At 31.4% G+C, this 19686-nt stretch carries 15 protein-coding genes; 6 read left to right on the top strand and 9 right to left on the bottom strand.

Going from position 1 to position 19686, the window contains the following annotated elements:
• Position 1: 1 nt before the first annotated feature.
• From ACWYN7_RS00325 to trhO, 5 genes are all read right to left on the bottom strand, one after another.
• Positions 2-502 (bottom strand): gliding motility lipoprotein GldH, encoded by a 501-nt coding sequence (locus ACWYN7_RS00325; protein ID WP_462857852.1) that lies wholly within the window; start codon positions 500-502, stop codon positions 2-4.
• Positions 477-1853, bottom strand: coding sequence for a PSP1 domain-containing protein (locus tag ACWYN7_RS00320; RefSeq protein ID WP_462857851.1), 1377 nt, complete (start codon positions 1851-1853; stop codon positions 477-479). The genes ACWYN7_RS00325 and ACWYN7_RS00320 overlap by 26 nt, the downstream gene beginning before the upstream one ends.
• Positions 1854-2209: 356 nt before the next feature.
• Complete coding sequence (locus ACWYN7_RS00315; protein WP_462857850.1) at positions 2210-2440, bottom strand: ferredoxin; 231 nt, start codon at positions 2438-2440, stop codon at positions 2210-2212.
• On the bottom strand, positions 2440-3687 hold the full coding sequence (locus ACWYN7_RS00310; protein ID WP_462857849.1) for a peptidase U32 family protein: 1248 nt from the start codon (positions 3685-3687) through the stop codon (positions 2440-2442). Before ACWYN7_RS00310 ends, ACWYN7_RS00315 begins: the two co-directional genes overlap by 1 nt.
• A gap of 4 nt (positions 3688-3691) precedes the next feature.
• Positions 3692-4723, bottom strand: coding sequence for an oxygen-dependent tRNA uridine(34) hydroxylase TrhO (trhO, locus tag ACWYN7_RS00305; protein ID WP_462857848.1), 1032 nt, complete (start codon positions 4721-4723; stop codon positions 3692-3694).
• A gap of 230 nt (positions 4724-4953) precedes the next feature.
• Here trhO and pflB point away from each other — a divergent pair, with 230 nt between their 5' ends.
• The 6 genes from pflB (at position 4954) to ACWYN7_RS00275 (ending at position 12678) form a co-directional block, all read left to right on the top strand.
• Positions 4954-7209: a formate C-acetyltransferase gene (gene pflB, locus ACWYN7_RS00300; RefSeq protein WP_462857847.1), complete on the top strand. Its 2256-nt coding sequence runs from the start codon at positions 4954-4956 to the stop codon at positions 7207-7209.
• A gap of 117 nt (positions 7210-7326) precedes the next feature.
• Entirely contained in the window at positions 7327-8088 is a 762-nt protein-coding gene (gene pflA, locus ACWYN7_RS00295) for a pyruvate formate-lyase-activating protein (protein WP_462858293.1), read from the top strand.
• 65 nt (positions 8089-8153) lie between these two features.
• The gene (locus ACWYN7_RS00290) at positions 8154-9656 is read left to right on the top strand and encodes a DUF3360 family protein (protein ID WP_462857846.1); all 1503 of its coding nucleotides are present in this window, start codon (positions 8154-8156) and stop codon (positions 9654-9656) included.
• Positions 9657-9872: 216 nt separating this feature from the next.
• Positions 9873-10862 (top strand): aspartate-semialdehyde dehydrogenase, encoded by a 990-nt coding sequence (locus tag ACWYN7_RS00285; protein ID WP_462857845.1) that lies wholly within the window; start codon positions 9873-9875, stop codon positions 10860-10862.
• Between the two features lie 11 nt (positions 10863-10873).
• Entirely contained in the window at positions 10874-11920 is a 1047-nt protein-coding gene (locus ACWYN7_RS00280; protein ID WP_462857844.1) for a 2Fe-2S iron-sulfur cluster-binding protein, read from the top strand.
• Between the two features lie 89 nt (positions 11921-12009).
• Positions 12010-12678: a LysE family translocator gene (locus ACWYN7_RS00275; protein WP_462857843.1), complete on the top strand. Its 669-nt coding sequence runs from the start codon at positions 12010-12012 to the stop codon at positions 12676-12678.
• A gap of 55 nt (positions 12679-12733) precedes the next feature.
• Here the strand turns inward: ACWYN7_RS00275 and ACWYN7_RS00270 are convergent, their stop codons facing one another.
• The 4 genes from ACWYN7_RS00270 to pbpC all read right to left on the bottom strand — a co-directional run bounded on the left by ACWYN7_RS00270 (position 12734) and on the right by pbpC (position 19678).
• Positions 12734-14584, bottom strand: coding sequence for a M1 family metallopeptidase (locus tag ACWYN7_RS00270; RefSeq protein WP_462857842.1), 1851 nt, complete (start codon positions 14582-14584; stop codon positions 12734-12736).
• A gap of 66 nt (positions 14585-14650) precedes the next feature.
• A complete protein-coding gene (locus ACWYN7_RS00265) occupies positions 14651-16363 on the bottom strand; it encodes a S8 family peptidase (protein WP_462857841.1) in 1713 nt (570 codons plus the stop codon).
• A gap of 14 nt (positions 16364-16377) precedes the next feature.
• On the bottom strand, positions 16378-17220 hold the full coding sequence (locus ACWYN7_RS00260; protein ID WP_462857840.1) for an MBL fold metallo-hydrolase: 843 nt from the start codon (positions 17218-17220) through the stop codon (positions 16378-16380).
• 70 nt (positions 17221-17290) lie between these two features.
• Complete coding sequence (gene pbpC, locus ACWYN7_RS00255) at positions 17291-19678, bottom strand: penicillin-binding protein 1C (RefSeq protein WP_462858292.1); 2388 nt, start codon at positions 19676-19678, stop codon at positions 17291-17293.
• Positions 19679-19686 lie beyond the last annotated feature (8 nt).

The raw sequence follows: 19686 nt of genomic DNA, 5'->3' as shown, positions 1-19686 counted from the left end.
TTTATTCTGTTTTTTCTATGCTAAAACCCACATCTTGTACACCTGGTAAAAAAGGAATTGCATTTACTTGCCCATTTTTACGCATTGCATGATGTATGTTAAATACATATTTCCCTTTTACCGGAAACACTTTTTCTTCTTTGTAAAATAATTTATTTTCTTTTATATCCGTAAAACCTTGCCCTAAGAATTTGCCAGAATTATCTGCCATTTCGTATTGTAAGGTGTCTATAATTTTATCTCCATTGGGGAACTCAAGATTTGTAATTACGTATAAATTACTGTAAGGATAATCTTTGTTATTTCTAATATTTATAAAAAGATTTTTAGGTAAAATCGTATCATTTATTTCAAATTCGAAAGAAATATTTTTATGTGCTTGCCAAGAAGCATTAGACAATGGTTTGTATTTAATAAACTCAATTTTATCACTGCATGAAAACAAGAACAACAGTGTAATTAAAAAAATAAATGGTTTATTTTTCTTGAGAATTGTTTCCATTTTTAGGTCTATTCTTATTTCTGTTTCTATTATTTCTTCTTGGTTTGTTTGGCTTTGCTCCTTCTGCTTTTGGTTGATTTGGTTTATTAGCAACTTTTGGCTTTTGATTAGGATTCTGCTTTGGCCTTCTTTTTTGTTGTTGTTTCTGTGGTTGCCTTTGTGTGTTTTCTTTTGGTTGATTCGCAGCAACTGCAGCTGGTTTTTTTCTTCTATTATTTCTGTTGTTTCTTCTTCGTTTACTCACTTTTGGAGCATCGAAACGTGTTAAACTATCTTGCCCAACAGCATCTTCGAAATCAACTTTAACAGGAATTTCTACATCAGATTCATATTCTTCTAACGAAATAGATTTTTCATTATTTTTATTTAATTCAATAATTTCTTGTACCTGATCTAAAGTTAATCGAAACCATTTAAAACGCTCTTCTTTATACGTATACCAAAGGTGTTTCTTAAAAATATCCATCTTTACAAAAACAGCATCACCTTTTTCTGTTCTTAAAACAACATCTTGCTTTGGAAAAGATTTTAAAGCATCTAAATAGGTATCTAATTCAAAATTTAAACAACATTTTAATTTACCACATTGCCCAGCCAATTTTAACGGATTTAAAGACAATTGTTGGTAACGTGCTGCTGATGTGGTTACTTTTCTAAAATCTGTTAACCAAGTAGAACAACATAATTCTCTACCACAAGAACCTACACCACCCAATCTTGCTGCTTCTTGCCTTGCACCAACTTGTTTCATTTCAACACGTATAGAAAATGCACTAGCTAAATCTCTAATTAATTGTCTAAAATCTACTCTTGCATCTGCTGTGTAGTAGAAAGTTGCTTTGTTTCCATCACCTTGAAACTCTACATCAGAAAGTTTCATTTGCAAACCTAGTTTACCTAAAATTTCTCTTCCTTTTCTTTGGGTTTCTTCTTCTCTACCTCTGGCTTTTTGCCAAATATCAATATCTTTTTGAGTGGCTTTTCTGTATATTTTCTTTACATCTTCATGATCTGCAGTAATTTTGCGCTTTTTCATTTGCACTTTTACCAATTCGCCTGCTAAAGATATTGTACCAATATCGTGCCCAGGAGAACCTTCTACTGCAATAATATCGCCCATTGTTAGGGGTATATTATCTACATTTTTATAAAAATGTTTTCTTCCGTTTTTAAAACGGACTTCAAAAATATTGAAACGCTCTTGACCACTTGGTAAAGTCATATTCGATAGCCAATCAAAAACAGCTAGTTTTTCGCTACCACTTCCACAAGTTCCTGAGCCACAATTCCCATTACTTTTACAACCTCTAGGTACACCATTTTCTGTTGTACCACAACTTCCACATGCCATGTAAGTAAATATATTATATTGTTTTTATCTTCTTAATTCTCAATTTTTTAAAATAAAAATCAGAAAAAATAAAAAACATTTAGATTCATAATTTGATTATCAGACCAATACAAAAGTATCTTCTAATTTTCACTAATTCGTAAATATACGCATTCTTAAAGAATGAAAAAATAGGAAAATAAAAGTTATCTAAACATCTTTTATTTGATTACTGTACAAATATATTTTAAAGTGGGATTAAAGTTTTCTACACTTTAGAATTTGTTGCTGTTTCATTAGAATTCGTACTACAGGAGGATATCAAATCAAAAAAAACCTCAATAATTGAGGCTTTTTATACGTTTCGTAAATATTTATTAGACTTGCTTTACTTGAATTATTTTAACAGGACACGCTTTTTGGGCTTCTAAAGAGGCATCAAAAATAGATTCATCAAAAGATTTAATAGTATAAAAACCTTTCTTTTCTGTAGCATGCAACAACACAGATTTCCCATCTTTTTTAGACATTTGAAACTGTTCTGGTGCAACCTCTACACAGTAATTACAACCAATACATTTGTTTCTTTGTAAGGTAATTACAACCATTAGTTTTTAGCAAATTCAGTTTTTACAATTTTATACAACTTATCAGATCTTCTAATCCTAAAATCTAATTTCATGGTAACTTCATCGCCTTTGGTTGCTTTTTCTGATGGTTTATCATTTACAAACATTTGCTTTAATTCCATTTCTTTTGCACCTGTTGTTGGGCCAGTAATTAAAATGGTATCACCAATAGTTACATCGTAAGCATCAATTTTAAACTGACCAATTTTGGCTTTATCAAAATAATGTTCTCCTTTACCTAAATACACTTTCTTTTGTGTAGCGTTAGAACCAGAATCTTTGCTCCATTCTCCTAATTTCTGACCTAAATAATATCCATTCCAAAAACCACGATTGTATACTTTTTCTAGTTCTTGCATCCAAGAAATTACTTTTTCTTTATCGTAAGTACCTGCTGCTAAACTATCAATGGCAGCTCTGTAACATTTAATTACTTTGGCAACATATTCTGGTGCTCTACCTCTACCTTCTATCTTTAAAACTTTGATACCTGCATCTGCAACTTGATCTAAAAAATCTATGGTACACAAATCTTTTGGAGACATAATATATTCATTGTCGAACTCCATTTCAAAACCCGTTTCTTGATCGATAACTGTATATTTTTTTCTGCAATTTTGCTTACACGCTCCTCTATTTGCAGATGAATTTGACGAGTGCAAACTCATATAACACTTACCAGAAACAGCCATACACAAAGCTCCGTGACCAAAAATTTCAATTTCTATCAATCTTCCTGAAGGTCCTTTTATTTGCTCTCTTTCTATAGCTTCTGTAATCTTTTTTACTTGACGTAAACTCAACTCTCTACTCAGCACAATAGTATCCGCAAAAAGTGCATAAAACTTTACAGTTTCTATATTTGTAATGTTAATTTGAGTTGATATATGCACTTCCATTTGCTGTTCTCTAGCCATAGAAATTACAGCCTGATCCATAGCAATTACAGCAGTAATATTTGCTTCTTTAGCTCTTTTTATCAATGTTTTTACAATTGATAAATCGTGATCATAAACAATGGTATTTAAGGTAAGATACGTTCTTACGTTTTTTTCTGAACATCTTTTTGCAATCTCTTCTAAATCATCCAAAGTAAAGTTGATAGAAGCTCTTGCTCTCATATTGAGTTGCTCTACTCCAAAATAAATAGAATCGCAACCATTATCTAAAGCCGCTTGTAAACTTTCGAAATTTCCTGCAGGCGCCATTAATTCGATTTTTTGCATGCTTTTATTTTTTGAATTTTAGAACTTCAGAACGCCCTTTCTTAAAAATCTTATTGCTATTGGCTTTGCCTTTTCGTAGTTCTTTTTGCTCTTCGTAAGACAAATGGATAATTTCTTGACAATCTGTAGAACAAGTGTTTTCCATTTTTTCTGAGCAATCATCACACTGAATAAATAGTAAATGACAAGCTTCGTTAGCGCAGTTTGTATGTGTATCGCAAGGCTTACCACATTGATGGCAATTGGCAATTACATCATCAGAAATTTTCTCTGCTCTTCTATGATCAAAAACAAAATTTTTACCAATAAATTTATTTTCAATTCCTTCTGATTTTACCTGACGTGTGTATTCTATAATTCCGCCTTCTAACTGAAACACATTTTTAAACCCTTTGTGTTTATAATAAGCTGATGCTTTTTCGCAACGAATTCCGCCAGTACAATACATCAATAAATTTTTATCTTCTTTGTGGTCTTTTAAATCAGCTTCAATAATATCTAAAGAATCTCTAAATGTATCTACATCAGGAGTTACAGCACCATCAAAATGACCAATTTCACTTTCGTAATGGTTACGCATATCCACACAAACTGTATCCGGATTTGCCAACATTTCATTAAATTCCTTTGCATTTAAATGCACACCTTTATCAGTAACATCAAAAGTTTCGTCATTTAAACCATCAGCAACAATTTTATTTCTAACTTTTACTTTTAACTTTAAGAATGATTTATTGTCTTGCTCTATAGCAACATTTAAACGAATATCCTTTAAAAAAGAAATACTATCTAATTGATCTTTTAACGCATAGAAATTTTCTGAAGGCACAGACAATTGCGCATTTATACCTTCGTAAGAGACATAAATTCTACCCAAAACGTCTAAGGCGTTCCATTCTAAGAATAATTTATCTCTAAATAATTGTGGATTTTTTATCTTATGATATTGATAAAAAGAAATTGTAAGACGGTCTTTACCAGCCTCATCTATTAATGCAGCGCGTTCTTTTGCGCTTAACTTATTGTACAGTTGCATGCTATACCAATTAGGTTAAACTTAAAATTTTTGCAAATGTAGGTATTTCTTAAAACTTATTACTCTAATATCAAAAGCTTTTATTTATCTGATTTTCAACACTAAAAAACTACAACGTTTTCTTAAAAAAAATTCAAAACCTAACTTTTATCATATTTTAAAACGTATTGAGATTCTAAATTTGTGATGTAATAAAAAGTAATACATAAAAAATTTAAATACATAAAGAGATGGAATTAGATGAATTAATTTTAGAAGAACCAAAAAATTTAGAATTTAAACAAGGTGTCTGGAACACCTCTATTAATGTAAGAGATTTTGTTGTAAAAAACATTGTTTCTTATTATGGTGATGACCAGTTTTTAGTTGGCGCAAGCGAAAGAACAAAAAAACTGTGGGAAGTATGTAAAGAAGGAATGAAGCAAGAAAGACAGAATAATGGTGTACATTCTGTTGATACAGAAACTGTTTCTGGTGTAGCTAGCTTTGGTGCAGGATATATAGATAAAGAAAACGAAGTAATTGTTGGTTTACAAACTGATGGTTTACTAAAAAGAGCAATGAAACCTTTTGGAGGTTACAAAGTTGTACAAAAAGCTTTACAAGAACATGGTTTAAAACCAAGCGAAGATGTAAACGAACTTTTTACAAAATATGTAAAAACACATAATGATGGTGTATTTGATGCATACACTGCAGAAATTAGAAAATTCCGTTCTTTAGGTTTCTTAACAGGGTTACCAGATAATTATGCTCGTGGACGTGTAATTGGTGATTATAGACGTATTGCTTTATATGGTATTGATAAATTAATCGAAGTTAAAAAACAAGATTTATCTAAAATACAAGGACCAATGACAGATGCTGTTATTCGTTTAAGAGAAGAAGTTTCTGAACAAATAAAAGCATTAAAAGACATGATTGTAATGGGTAACCATTATGGTTTAGAATTAAACAGACCTGCACAAAATGCCCAAGAAGCTGTACAATGGACGTACATGGCGTATTTAGCAGCTGTAAAAGAGCAAGATGGAGCAGCAATGTCTTTAGGTAACGTATCTACTTTCTTAGATATTTTTATTGAAAGAGATTTACAAAATGGCGTTATTACAGAAGTAGAAGCACAAGAATATATAGACCAATTTGTAATGAAATTGAGAATGGTACGTCATCTACGTATGGCTGCTTATGATGAAATTTTTGCTGGAGACCCAACTTGGGTAACAGAAGCAATTGGTGGTATGTTAAACGATGGTAGATCTAAAGTTACAAAAACAGCTTTTCGTTTCTTACACACATTATACAACTTAGGCCCATCACCAGAACCAAACATTACTGTTTTATGGTCGCCTTTATTACCACAAAACTTTAAAAAATTCTGTGCAAAAGTTTCTATTGATACTTCATCTATTCAATTTGAAAATGATGATTTAATGAGAAACTTAAGAGGTTCTGACGATTATGGAATTGCATGTTGTGTTTCTTACCAAGAAATAGGAAAACAAATTCAGTTTTTCGGAGCAAGAACCAATTTAGCTAAAACTTTATTATTAGCTGTAAATGCAGGTAAATGCGAAATTACAGGAAAACAAATGGTTGATGGTATTGCACCTTTAACAGACGAGTATTTAGATTTTGATAAAGTAATGGCAAACTTTAAAATTGCAATGAAAACAGTTGCAAAAGTTTATAATGATGCCATGAACATTATACATTACATGCACGATAAATACTACTACGAAAAAGCGCAAATGGCGTTAATAGATACAAATCCTGATATTAATATCGCTTATGGTATTGCAGGTTTATCTATAGTAGCAGATTCTTTATCAGCAATTAAATATGCAAAAGTAAAACCAATTCGAAACGAAGAAGGTTTAACTGTAGACTTTAAAATTGAAGGAGAGTTCCCTAAATACGGAAACGACGATGATAGAGTTGATGTTTTTGCACACAATGCAGTACAAGATTTTAACAACGAATTAAAAAAGTTAAAAGTGTATAAAGATGCAGAACCAACAATGTCTGTATTAACCATTACTTCTAACGTTGTGTATGGTAAAAAAACTGGGGCAACTCCAGATGGTAGAGCAGCTGGTATTCCTTTTGCTCCTGGTGCTAACCCAATGCATGGACGTGATACAAATGGTGCAATAGCTTCTTTAAACTCTGTTGCTAAAATAGACTATAAAGATTCTCAAGACGGAATCTCTAACACCTTCTCTATTGTTCCTAAATCATTAGGTGCTACTCAAGAAGACAGAATAGACAATTTAGTAGCCACTTTAACTGGTTATTTTGAACACGGAGCACAACATTTAAATGTAAACGTGCTAGACAAAGAAACTTTATTAGACGCAATGGAGCACCCAGAAAATCACCCACAACTAACCATTAGAGTTTCTGGATATGCCGTTAATTTCATCAGATTAACAAAAGAACAACAAATGGAAGTAATTTCGCGTTCTTTCCACGAATCTATGTAGTACTTTTTATGTATTAATACTAAGGGATTCAAAAAAAATAAAGCCACCTATTTATAGATTTATTTCTATAAGAAAGTATTCGTTTTATTTTCTTAGGATCCCTTTTTTATTCACTAAATTTTAGCAATTATCAAAACTTCAGAAAACATATTAAACGTACATTCTATCGAGTCTTTTGGTACTCATGATGGTCCAGGAATAAGATTGGTAATTTTTTTACAAGGTTGTAAATTAAAATGTCAATACTGTCATAATCCAGATACCATAGATACCCATGGAGGCCAAGAATACCATATAGAAGACCTTGTACAAAGAGCTATAAAAATGAAATCTTATTTTGGGGATAAAGGTGGAGTTACTGTTTCTGGTGGAGAACCTTTATTACAGGCTCATAATCTTATTGCCTTGTTTAAAAGACTTAAAGAAGAAGGCATACACACCAATTTAGATACAAATGGCAGAATGCTTAATCATCCAACAATAGAATTACTAGACAATTATGCAGACTTAGTAATGTTAGATATTAAGCACATGACAGAAGAAGGTTTTCAAAAAATCACCGGAAAAAGAAACAAAGAAACAACATTCAATTTTGCAAAACACAGAGAAGCCTCTGGCAAAAAAATGTGGTTACGCTATGTTTTAATTCCAGAAATTACCAATACACCAGAGTTGCTACATCAACTAGGCGATTATTTTAAAGATTACCAAACTATAGAACAAATAGAGCTACAACCTTACCATAAATTAGGTATCCATAAATGGGATGCTCTTGGTTGGGAATATGAATTAAAAGATGCAAGAGAAAACACCAAAGAAGAACTAGAATTAGCATCAGAAATTTTAAGTAACTATTTTAAAAAAGTAAAAATTAATTAAAACGAAAATTCATTTTAATCTAATTTATAACATCTAACTTCTCGTATTTAGAGAATTACATTTCCATGAAAACATATAAAGAAGAACACAAATCTGCTTCAAAATTTGAAAGCAGAACAGCGTACCTAGAAAACGAATTAAAAATAATGAAACCCAGAAGATTTAAATTAAATCTTCCTGGTAGAGATTTTAGATTTGAATGGGAAGATTTAGTGCCAGCTTTAGCAGGTACTTTAGGTATAATTGCTATGTATTCTTCTGTAATGATGGCTTGGGCAGAAGGTTTAACCAATGCTTGGGATCATATAACTTTAGGTAAAGAATTTGCCATTGAAGTTTCTAGAGTAGAAATGATTATTCCTGCGTTTTTATTTGTAATTCTAGCTTCCGGATTTTTTAATCCGAGAGCAAATTTAGCAGGTAATCATGGCCCAATGATTCCTTTAATTGCAAGTATTGCTTTAGCTGGTGCTCACCCATTAGCTTTGGCAATTTTAATTGGAGTTTTTGGCTTGTTATTAAGTTTTTTTAAAGGAGGTTCTCGTTTGGTAAATTTAACAAGTAAAGGTGTTGCTGGTGGTTTACTAATTTTCTTAGGATTTTCTGGAGCTCTCAGTCAAATAAAAACCATACAAAATTGGAGTATGGGGCTTTCATCATCAACTATAGAAATAGGTTCTATGGGATATTTAGGTCTTATCATTTTAGCCATTACTGTTATTTTATACAGTTATTTAGCAAGGATTGATAAACGTTGGCTTGCAATTCCTGCTTGTGCCATTACAGCTTTGGCAATTGCTTTAATTGGTGGTGCAAGTTTCGATTTACAATTTACAACAGAAATGGGTTTACCAAATCTTAACCCTGCCTATTGGTGGGGTAGCACAGAAGAAGGTTGGATGCTTGGTTTACCTAAAACACAGCATTTTATTGCTTCTTTACCTTTTGCAATTTTAGCAGTGGCTATGTGGTCTCCAGACTTTTTAGGACACCGTATTTTTCAGGAAATGAATTATCCAAAAAAATCTGAAAAAGTTTTAATGGATGTAGATGATACCATGACTATGTGTTCTATAAGACAAATGGTTGGTACAGCTGTTGGTGGTGGTAATATTACTTCTTCTTGGGGTACGTATTTAATTCCTGCTGCCATTGCAAAAAGACCAATTCCTGCTGGTGCAATTCTATTAGGTTTAATGGTAATGGCTGTTGCTATTTTAGGTAGTCCAATGGATGTTGCTGTTTGGCCACCTGTAAGATCTATTGCTTTATTGGTGGGCGTATTTTTGCCAATGATAGAAGCTGGTGTACAAATGATAAAGCAAAGTGCATGTGCACAAGCTGCTGGTGTTTGTATTTTTATGGCAATGGTTACAAACCCTGTTTTAGCTTGGGCTTTAGCAATGTTCTTAGATAATAATGGTTTAATTGGTGATAAGGATAGAGCTAAAAGACTTTCTATGGTAGATCGTTTGGTAATTCCTTTAAGCATCTTAATTATTTGTGTAGCTGCTGTTCTTGCTGTGGGTATGTTTAAAGGTAATTATGGTATAGATGCTTTTTTATGATAAAATTTTTAAAAACAACTATTAGTTTCTAACTACTAATAAACGTTAAACCATTCAATTTAATATTGGATGGTTTTTCATTTATAGAAGATTTATATCAACTTGTTAAAATTTAAACATCCTGAAATATATTGGTAAATATTTATTAAAAGAATGGTGAATTTCGATTTTGTTAGCATCTTTGCAGTATAAATAATATCATTAAATAAAATACTGATGAAAATAGCTGTAGTTGGAGCAACTGGAATGGTTGGAACAGTAATGTTAAAAGTTTTAGAAGAGCGTAATTTACCTGTAACAGAATTAATACCTGTTGCATCAGAAAGATCTGCAGGTAAAAAATTATCATACAAAGGTAAAGAATACACCATTGTTACTTTACAAGATGCTGTAGCCTTAAAACCAGATGTAGCTTTATTTTCTGCAGGTGGAGATACGTCTTTAGAGTGGGCTCCTAAATTTGCAGAAGTTGGTACAACAGTAATTGACAATTCTTCTGCTTGGAGAATGGATCCTACTAAAAAATTAGTGGTACCAGAAATTAATGGTGATGTTTTAACTGCCGATGATAAAATTATCGCTAATCCAAATTGTTCTACAATTCAATTGGTAATGGCATTAGCTCCTTTACATAAAAAATACACCATGAAACGTGTAGTTATTTCTACTTATCAATCCGTATCTGGCACAGGTGTAAAAGCAGTACAACAATTAGATAACGAAGAAGCTGGTATTGATGGAGAAATGGCTTATCCTCATAAAATTGGAAGAAATGCGTTACCACATTGCGATATCTTCTTAGAAAATGGTTACACCAAAGAAGAAATGAAATTGGTAAAAGAACCAAAGAAAATTTTACGCGACGATTCTTTTTCTGTAACAGCAACTGCAGTACGTATTCCTACTGCTGGTGGGCACTCAGAAGCTGTAAACGTTCAGTTTGAAAATGATTTTGATTTGGCTGAAGTTCGTCAAATTTTAAGCGAAACTCCTGGAGTAATTGTAGAAGATGATTTAGCAAACAACGTTTACCCAATGCCAATTAATGCACATAATAAAGACGAAGTATTTGTTGGACGTATTAGAAGAGATGAATCTCAAGAAAATACCTTAAATTTGTGGATTGTTGCAGATAACCTTAGAAAAGGTGCAGCTACAAACACAGTTCAAATTGCCGAATATTTAATTGCAAATAGTTTGGTGTAAAACATATTTAAATGGCAACATTTTACAAAGTAAACATACAAGAAGTTAAACAAGAAACCGCAAATGCGGTTTCTGTTGTATTTAACATACCTCAACATTTAAAAGCCGATTTCAAATTCGAAGCTGGTCAATACATTACTTTACAAAAAGTAATTAATGGCGAAGAAATTAGAAGAGCATATTCTATTTGTTCATCACCAAAAAGCAATGAAATTAGAGTTGCAATTAAAGCCGTAGAAAACGGAACATTTTCTACATATGCAACATCAGAATTAAAAGCTGGCGATGAAATTGAGATTTCTACTCCAGAAGGTCGTTTTTTATTAGAACCAAAAGCCAATAAAAACTACATAGGTTTTGCTGCAGGCTCTGGTATAACTCCTATTTTATCGATGATAAAAACAGTTTTAGAAAACGAACCAACATCTAATTTTACTTTAGTTTACGGTAATAAAACTGCTGCAGACACTATTTTTTATGATGAATTAAACGCTTTAAAAGAAACTTATTCTAATCAATTAAAATTGCATTACATCTTTAGTAGAGAAGAAGTAAAAAACCAATTAAGAGGTAGAATAGACAAAAGTGTTACCAATTATTTTGTAAAAAACATGTACAAAGAAATTGCTTTTGATGCTGCTTTTTTATGCGGACCAGAAGCAATGATTCAAGAAGTATCTAATACTTTAGAAAGCAACAAAATACCAAAAGAGAACATTCATTTTGAATTGTTTACAGTTTCTGTTGATGAAGATGCTATCTCTGAAGTAAAAGAAGGAACCACAGAAATTACTGTGTTGTTAGATGATGAAGAAACAACCTTTACCATGCAACAAACAGACGATATTTTAGCTGCAAGTTTGCGTAACGATTTAGATGCTCCTTATTCTTGCCAAGGTGGAGTTTGTAGTTCTTGCATGTGTAAAGTTACTGAAGGAAAAGCGGTAATGGTTAAAAACTCTATTTTAACTGATAGTGAGGTTGAAGAGGGCTTAATTTTAGCCTGCCAAGCTTACCCAACTACACCAAAAATATCAATCGATTTTGATGATGTTTAAACATCAGAAAACTAATATTTAATCGTAAAGGATGGGCAACCCATCCTTTCTTTTTTTTAACTTCAATTAAAAAACAGTATTTTTATACTATGGATTTCTACGATTTTAAAAATGCTATTCTTATTGGTTTTTTTATGTCTTTTATGATTGGCCCCGTTTTTTTTATGTTGATACAAACCAGCATATTAAAAGGTGCTAAAGCTGCAATAGCCTTTGATTTTGGTGTAATTTTAGGCGATATTACTTTTATTCTAATTGCTTATTATGGAAGTAGATCTTTACTGGAAAAAATTAAAGACGACCCTCGATTATTTTTTATTGGAGGCTTAGTTTTAATAATTTACGGTTTAATAACTTACTTTGATAAACAAAACAAAAAAGAAGCTTTAGAAACTACAGCAACCATAGAAGTACCGATTGTAAAAAACAATTATCTAAAATTATTTTTAAAAGGATACTTTTTAAACTTTATAAATATTGGTGTTTTGGCTTTTTGGCTAGGTACAGTTTTAGTAATTGGGCCTACTTTAAATATGAATCAGAATGCAATATTTAGTTATTTTGGAGTAATTATTTTAGCCTATTTTATTACAGATTTAGGTAAAATAATCTTGGCAAAACAACTAAAAAATAAGATGACACCATTACTTATCTTTAAAATAAAACGAATTATGGGAATTATTTTAATTGTCTGTGGCGTGTTTTTAATCTTAAAAGGTTTTATCCCAAACGAAAAAATAAACGAATTGATTCATTAAAAAAAAGTGAGGTAAAAACCTCACTTTTTTTTAATATTCTATGTAATAAAGTGGATTAATTTACTTTAAAAATATTGTTTTTATCGTTAATATCTGCCATTAGTTTTTCAGTATCAATCTCTACAGATTTTACTGTTTTAGATGTTTCAAATGAGTATGTTGGATAAGCCCAACCCCAATCATCAATAATAGTTGCAGTTGTTGGTTTTGCACCTCTCATCATACGTAATGGAATATTAAAACTTTCTTTACTACCATCTGTATAAGTTACTTCTAAGTCTATTGGCATTGGCATTTGACCAATTCTTTCTAAGGTAATTTTTTTACCATCAACAGATTTTACACCATAATCTATAGTATGTGTTGTTTGTGTCCATTCGTTTAAATACCAATCTAAATGAATGCCAGAAACTTTTTCCATAGAACGTTTTACATCGTTAGGTGTTGGGTGCTTAAAACTGAAATCATCGAAATATTTTTTTAATCCTTTAGCTGTATTTTCTGATCCGATAATATATTCTAACTGACTTAAAAACATACTACCTTTTACATAACTTGCAATACTATAAGCTCTGTTGGTATGATATCTGTCTGCGTGCGTTGTTAACACTTCTTCTGTACCAGAATTTACAATAAAATTATAAGCTTTATATGGACCAGCACTTGGATTTTTATCGCCTTTTTTAAGAATTTCATAAGATGCTTTTCCTGAAATATAAGAAGTAAAACCTTCATCCATCCATGGATGTAAACTTTCGTTAGATGCTAATAAAAACTGAAACCAAGTATGTGCCATTTCGTGTGCAGTTACACCAAAAAGACTACCAAATTTACGCTCTCCAGTAATTAAAGTAGACATTGCATATTCCATACCTCCATCTCCACCTTGAATTACAGAGTATTGTTTGTAAGGATATTGCCCCACGTTTTCAGAAAAATAAGTCATTAATTCTGCTGTTTTTGGTTGCAGATTTTTCCAATTTTCTAAATATTCGCTTTTTAAAGTTTTCTTATATAAAAAGTGTAAATCGATTCCATTTTCCATAGTTAACACATCGTGTTTGTAATCTGGATCTGCAGCCCACATAAAATCGTGCACATTTGGTGCTTTAAAATGCCAAGTTAGTTTATCGCCTTTAGGCAAATTTAATGCCTTGGTTTTATCTTCGTAATTATAACCAACTTCTTGCGGATTTTGTAAATATCCTGTACCACCAACTACATAATTTTTATCAATATGAAGTGTTACATCAAAATCTCCCCAAACCCCATGAAATTCGCGAGCAATATAAGGTGGAGTGTGCCAACCTTGAAAATCGTATTCTGCCATTTTAGGATACCATTGGCTCATAGAAAGCGCAACACCTTCTTTACTATTTCTTCCAGAACGTCTAATTTGAACAGGTACTTGAGCATCAAAAATCATATCAAAAGTTACACTTTCTCCAGATTTTATTGGTGTATTTAATTCTACTTCTAAAATTGTACCTACAGTTTCGTAATTTACAGCAACCCCATTTTGTTTTAATGAGTTTACTTTAATATAACCAATTTCATTTGGTTTTAATTTACCAATTCTAGCTCCAATTTTACCACTTGGATCTTTAATATTTAAAGAACGAACGTCCATTTGAGAACCTGGCTGAAATGCATTAAAATACAAATGATAAAATACACGATCTAAATCTTCTGGAGAGTTGTTTGTGTACACTAATTTCTGTGTTCCTTTATACTGATAGTTGTTTACATCCATATCAATATCCATAGTATAATCTACTTTCTGTTGCCAATAACAATTATCTGCAGAAAGCGAAGAAGACTCTTTTTCGGAATATTTTACTTCTTTGGTTTGCGCACAAGCCACTAACAATGTTATTGAAAGTGATAGTAAGAGTAGTTTTTTCATTGTAAAAATTTTAGTTTGATTTGAAAATAAAAAACACTTATTTAAAATAAGCGTTTCGAAAAAATGTTAATTTTTGTTTGATAAATATTCCGCCAATTTAAGCGCATTATAAGCGTTTATAATTTTACCAGAAACACATAAATCTGAAAAAGAAACCTTTTTTCCTTTCGGATTTGTTTTGGTTTTAGAACCTGGTTGAATAACTTTAAAGTTAATTTTTACTCCAGAATTCATTAAAATTGATTTTACTTCTTTTGCAGATAAATTTGGATAATAAGCACGAATTAATGCTGCAACTCCTGCTGTAGATGGTGCTGCCATAGACGTTCCGCTTAAAGCTTCGTATTTATTGTTTGGTATTGTAGCATAAATATCTACTCCAGGTGCAAAAACATCAACATTAAGTTTACCATAATTAGAAAAACTGGCTGGCAAATTCTCATCATAATGCAAACTACTTGCGCCAATTGTAATTACATTGTCTGTAAATTCTGTAAGCATATCTTTAGAGTCTGTTGGATAAGATTCTCTAACATCGATATTTTTACCATCATTACCAGCTGCATTTACAATTAAAACATCGTTTTCTGCTGCATATTTTAAAGCGTCATAAACCCATTCTTTGTTTGGCGAAAAACGTTTACCAAAACTAGTATTTATAATTTTTGCACCATTATCTACTGCATATCTTATCCCTAGAGCTACATCTTTATCATGCTCATCTGCTTCTGGTACAATTCTAACCGCCATAATTTTTACATGATTTGCTACACCAATTGCTCCTAAATTATTAGTTCTATTGGCAGCTACAATTCCTGCAACATGTGTTCCGTGTTTAGCAGCATCTGCAGTACCTAAAACATTATTGTTACCATAAAATTTATCTGTAATATCATACAAATCATCACCTAAAGATTGGCGATAATTAATCTCTAAATCGTAACCAGCCATTGCCTTTTTTATCTCTTTAATATAGTCTTCTACCTGACTTTTATAATCTAGCATAGAAGGTTCGTTAAGGCCTTGTTTTAAAATGTTTTCTACATTTTGTTTTTGCATAACACCTGTTAAAGTAGGTGGTTTTAAATTCTGAACAATTTCTAAAGTTAAACTATCCGTTTTTGCCAACTTTTTTACAATTTCAAAGTTTTTTTGAAGTCTTTTTAAGCTATTTAAAGTGCCTTCCATTTGCTGAATTTCTGACTCTTTTTCAACAATTGTAGCTTTGTATTCTTCGTTTAATTTTAAAAACTCTTGATACGCTAACTTATCTTTTTCTGCAATTTCTGATGCTTTTTTATCCCCAAATTTAGCCCTACCTCTTTTTACAATTCGAGTAATTTCTAATTGATCTGTTGTTACGATTTCTCCTTTGGCATTTCCTAAAAAATTCCATCCAAAAATATCATCTACATAACCATTGTTGTCATCATCTTTAGTATTGTCTGCAATTTCATCAGCATTTATCCAAAGAACATCCTTTAAATCTTCGTGATTAACATCTACTCCAGAATCTGCAATTGCAACAATTACAGGATTTGCCTTTTTGCCTTCTAAAAACTGATATGCTTTTTCTAGACTCATACCAGCAATAGAATCTTTGGTAATGTCTAAATGAGACCACCTATTGAATTCTTTTTCAGATAATTCTGTTTTTTTTGCTGGGGTATTTATTATTTCTTCTAATTGAGGTTGTGTTGTTACAACTTGTGTAGATTTACAACCCGTAAAAATAAGTGCCACAACAGCACTAAAAACTAATGTTTTTATACTCTTCATCTATACTACTTCTCTTAATTAAAAATTTCTGAAAATTTATGTGTAGTGTTTAACCTTACTCCTTTTTCTGTGTGCTTAACTGTACAAATTTCGTTGTAAGCATCGTGCTCTAAAAACAAGTAAAATTCTTTGTCTGCTGCCAAATCTAAAAAGGCTGCTTTTTCTTTTATGGTTAACAAAGGTCTAGTATCGTAACCCATAACATAAGGCAAAGGAATATGCCCAACTGTAGGTAATAAGTCTGCCATAAATACCAAAGTTTTACCCTGATATTCTATTTTGGGTAACATCTGTTTTTCTGTATGACCATCTACAAATAAAACATCGAAATCAATTTGATCTTTATAATTTCTATGGATAAAATCTAGTTGACCACTTTCTTTTATTGGTTGTATGTTTTCTTTTAAAAACGATGCTTTTTCTCTAGGATTAGGTTCTGTAGCCCATTTCCAATGTTTATCATTAGACCAAAACTTTGCATTTTTAAAAGCAGGAATTAACAAACCGTCTTTTGTACGCTCAATGACACCTCCACAATGATCGAAATGTAAATGTGTTAAAAACACATCTGTAATATCATCTCTGTGAAAACCTAGTTGTTGTAAAGAAGTGTCTAAAGAAAAATCTCCAAAAAGGTAATAATAGCCAAAAAATTTATCCGATTGTTTATTACCAATTCCTGTATCTATTAAAATTAAACGATTACCATCTTCGATAAGCATACAACGCATGCTCATATCTATCAAGTTATTTGCGTCTGCAGGATTTGTTTTTTGCCAAATGGTTTTAGGCACAACACCAAACATTGCACCACCATCTAATTTAAAATTACCGGTTTCTATAGGATAGATCTTCATTCTACAACTTTTAGATTGTTACAAAGATGTTAAAAAAATGATGATTTTACGTTAAGAAAACTCTAAAGATTTAGTCTTTAACCGTAATTTGTTGATGAATTTCATTTCCAAAATTGTCCATTACTGTAAAATTAAAATCGCCTGTTTTGGGTTGAAATGCAAAACTGTGCAATTCTTTTGTAGTACCTAAAAAAATATTGTTTGCATACCAATACAAAATGGCATCATTATTAGAATGCGCAACTTTTAAAACGAGTTCATTTTGTTTGCCATTAAAATCTTTGGGTAAAAAAACAGCACTTTTTTCTGTGGGATAAATAAATTTCATGGAGTTGTTTACATCACCCAAACAATCTTCTCTAAACTTAGGAAGTGGTTTATAAAACGGATTGTGCTTCTTATAATAATATTCCATTAAAGGAGGCAAAACAAACCAAGATTTTTGTTTGATATTTTCTAGTTTTTCGCAAGAAGTATTTACTTGATAGCTCACAGATTCATCAACATTAACTTGAAAATGATAAGGACAAGGTTGTGTTTTTAATCCTGAATTCTGAACGAATTCTAGCGTTTTTTCTTCGCAAATAGCTGTTGCTCTAAATCCGCTTTTTGTACAAATTTCAATTTCTGTCATTTCATCAAAAGGTTTTTCGAACCAAGTGGCATTTGGCAACTTATCAAAAACATCAAATAAAATTGGACCAGCAGTTTGCAACCCTACTAAACCAGGCCTACCTTCTCCATCTGCATTACCCACCCAAACACCAACTACATAATCTTTGGTTGTACCAATTGCCCAAGCATCTCTAAAACCAAAACTTGTACCTGTTTTCCAAGCAATTTGCTTGGATGAATCGAAAAACTCCCAATTTTCTTCTGCATTTGGTCTGTTTACCTCTTTTAAACTCTCTAAGGTTAAGTAAATTGAAGCTGCATCAAAAATTATTTTTTCTGATGTTTTACTACCAAAATCGATGTTTTTATCCGCATAAAAAGTTGGTGCACTAAATTCTTTTGTAAAATATCTACTAGAATTTTCTGAATAATGATTTACGGTGGATGACATTGCTGCGTAGCTTTTACATAAATCCCAAAGGTTACTTTCTGCACCACCCAAAGCCAACGTTAATCCATAATGATTGGCAGATTTTTTAATATCTCTTAATTCCAGTTTCTGTAAATAGTGATGAAATTTTTCTAAACCAAAACTTTGCAACATTCTAACAGTGGGCACATTTAAAGATCTAGACAAAGCTAGTTTTGCTGATATGGCTCCTGCATATTTTTTATCGAAATTTTCTGGTTGATAACTTCCAAAATTTGTAGGAATATCTGCAACCAAAGTATTGGGTAAAATTACGCCATTATCTAACATAGCTGCATACAAAAAAGGCTTTAAAATACTACCTGTACTTCTGGGTTTATCAATAATATCTACACTTTTTTGATGCTTATTATCTGTTGGTGCATTACCTACATAACTCAAAACTTGCCTTGTTTTTACATCTAAAACCAAAACTGCGATGTTGTAAATTCCGTTTTTAGACAATTGATTGTAATGATTTTTTACAATTGTATTGGTTTGATTTTGTAGTTTTTTATCAATAGTAGTTTTTACAAATTCACCTTTTTTTTCTTTATTAATTTTCTGCAATAAATGCGGAGCCATTTGCGGAATTACATATGCCTTTTGTGGTAAATCTTCTAAAATAGATAAGTTGTAAGTTAAAGAATCTATCACATTTTTTGTGAGTAACTTTTTTAACAATCGGTTTCTTTTGGCTAATAATTTATCTTGATTTTTACCAGGATAAATAAGGTTTGGTGCATTTGGCAAAACCGCTAAAGTTGCAGTTTCTGACCACGATAATTCTGAGGATTTACGATTAAAATAACGCCAAGAAGCAGCATCTAAACCTATAACATTTCCTCCATAAGGCGCATTTGATGCCCAAAAAGTAATTATTTTTTCTTTGGAATATTTGAACTCTAAACGCGTTGCCAAAATCAATTCTTTTAATTTTTCGAAATAGGTTCTATCTCTATTATTTCTGCTTAATCTTATGACTTGTTGTGTAATGGTGCTTCCTCCTCTTTTTACTTTTCCTGCTTTTATATTTTGTTTTAAAGCTTTAAAAATAGAAACAGGATTAAACCCTAGGTGTTTGTAAAAATGTTCGTCTTCAAACTGAATTAAACAGGTTTTAAATTTTTCTGGAACTGAATCATTATGTGGAAATCTCCATTGACCATCATCAGCAATTAAAGCTCCTAATAACTGACCATTACTACTTGTAATAACTGTTGATGTTGGTTTGGTAAATAAATCATTTGGCAAACAAAATGCGTAGAAAATCAACAGAATAACAATAAAAATTGTTTTCTTTTTGTGTTTCTTCTGTAAGGTGTTAAAAACCTTGTAGATATAATTGTATGACTTCTGTTTTTTCAATTTGATTTTGTTTC

This window comes from Polaribacter sp. M10 (genome assembly GCF_054968445.1).
This window is presented reverse-complemented; position numbering and strand designations above follow the sequence as displayed.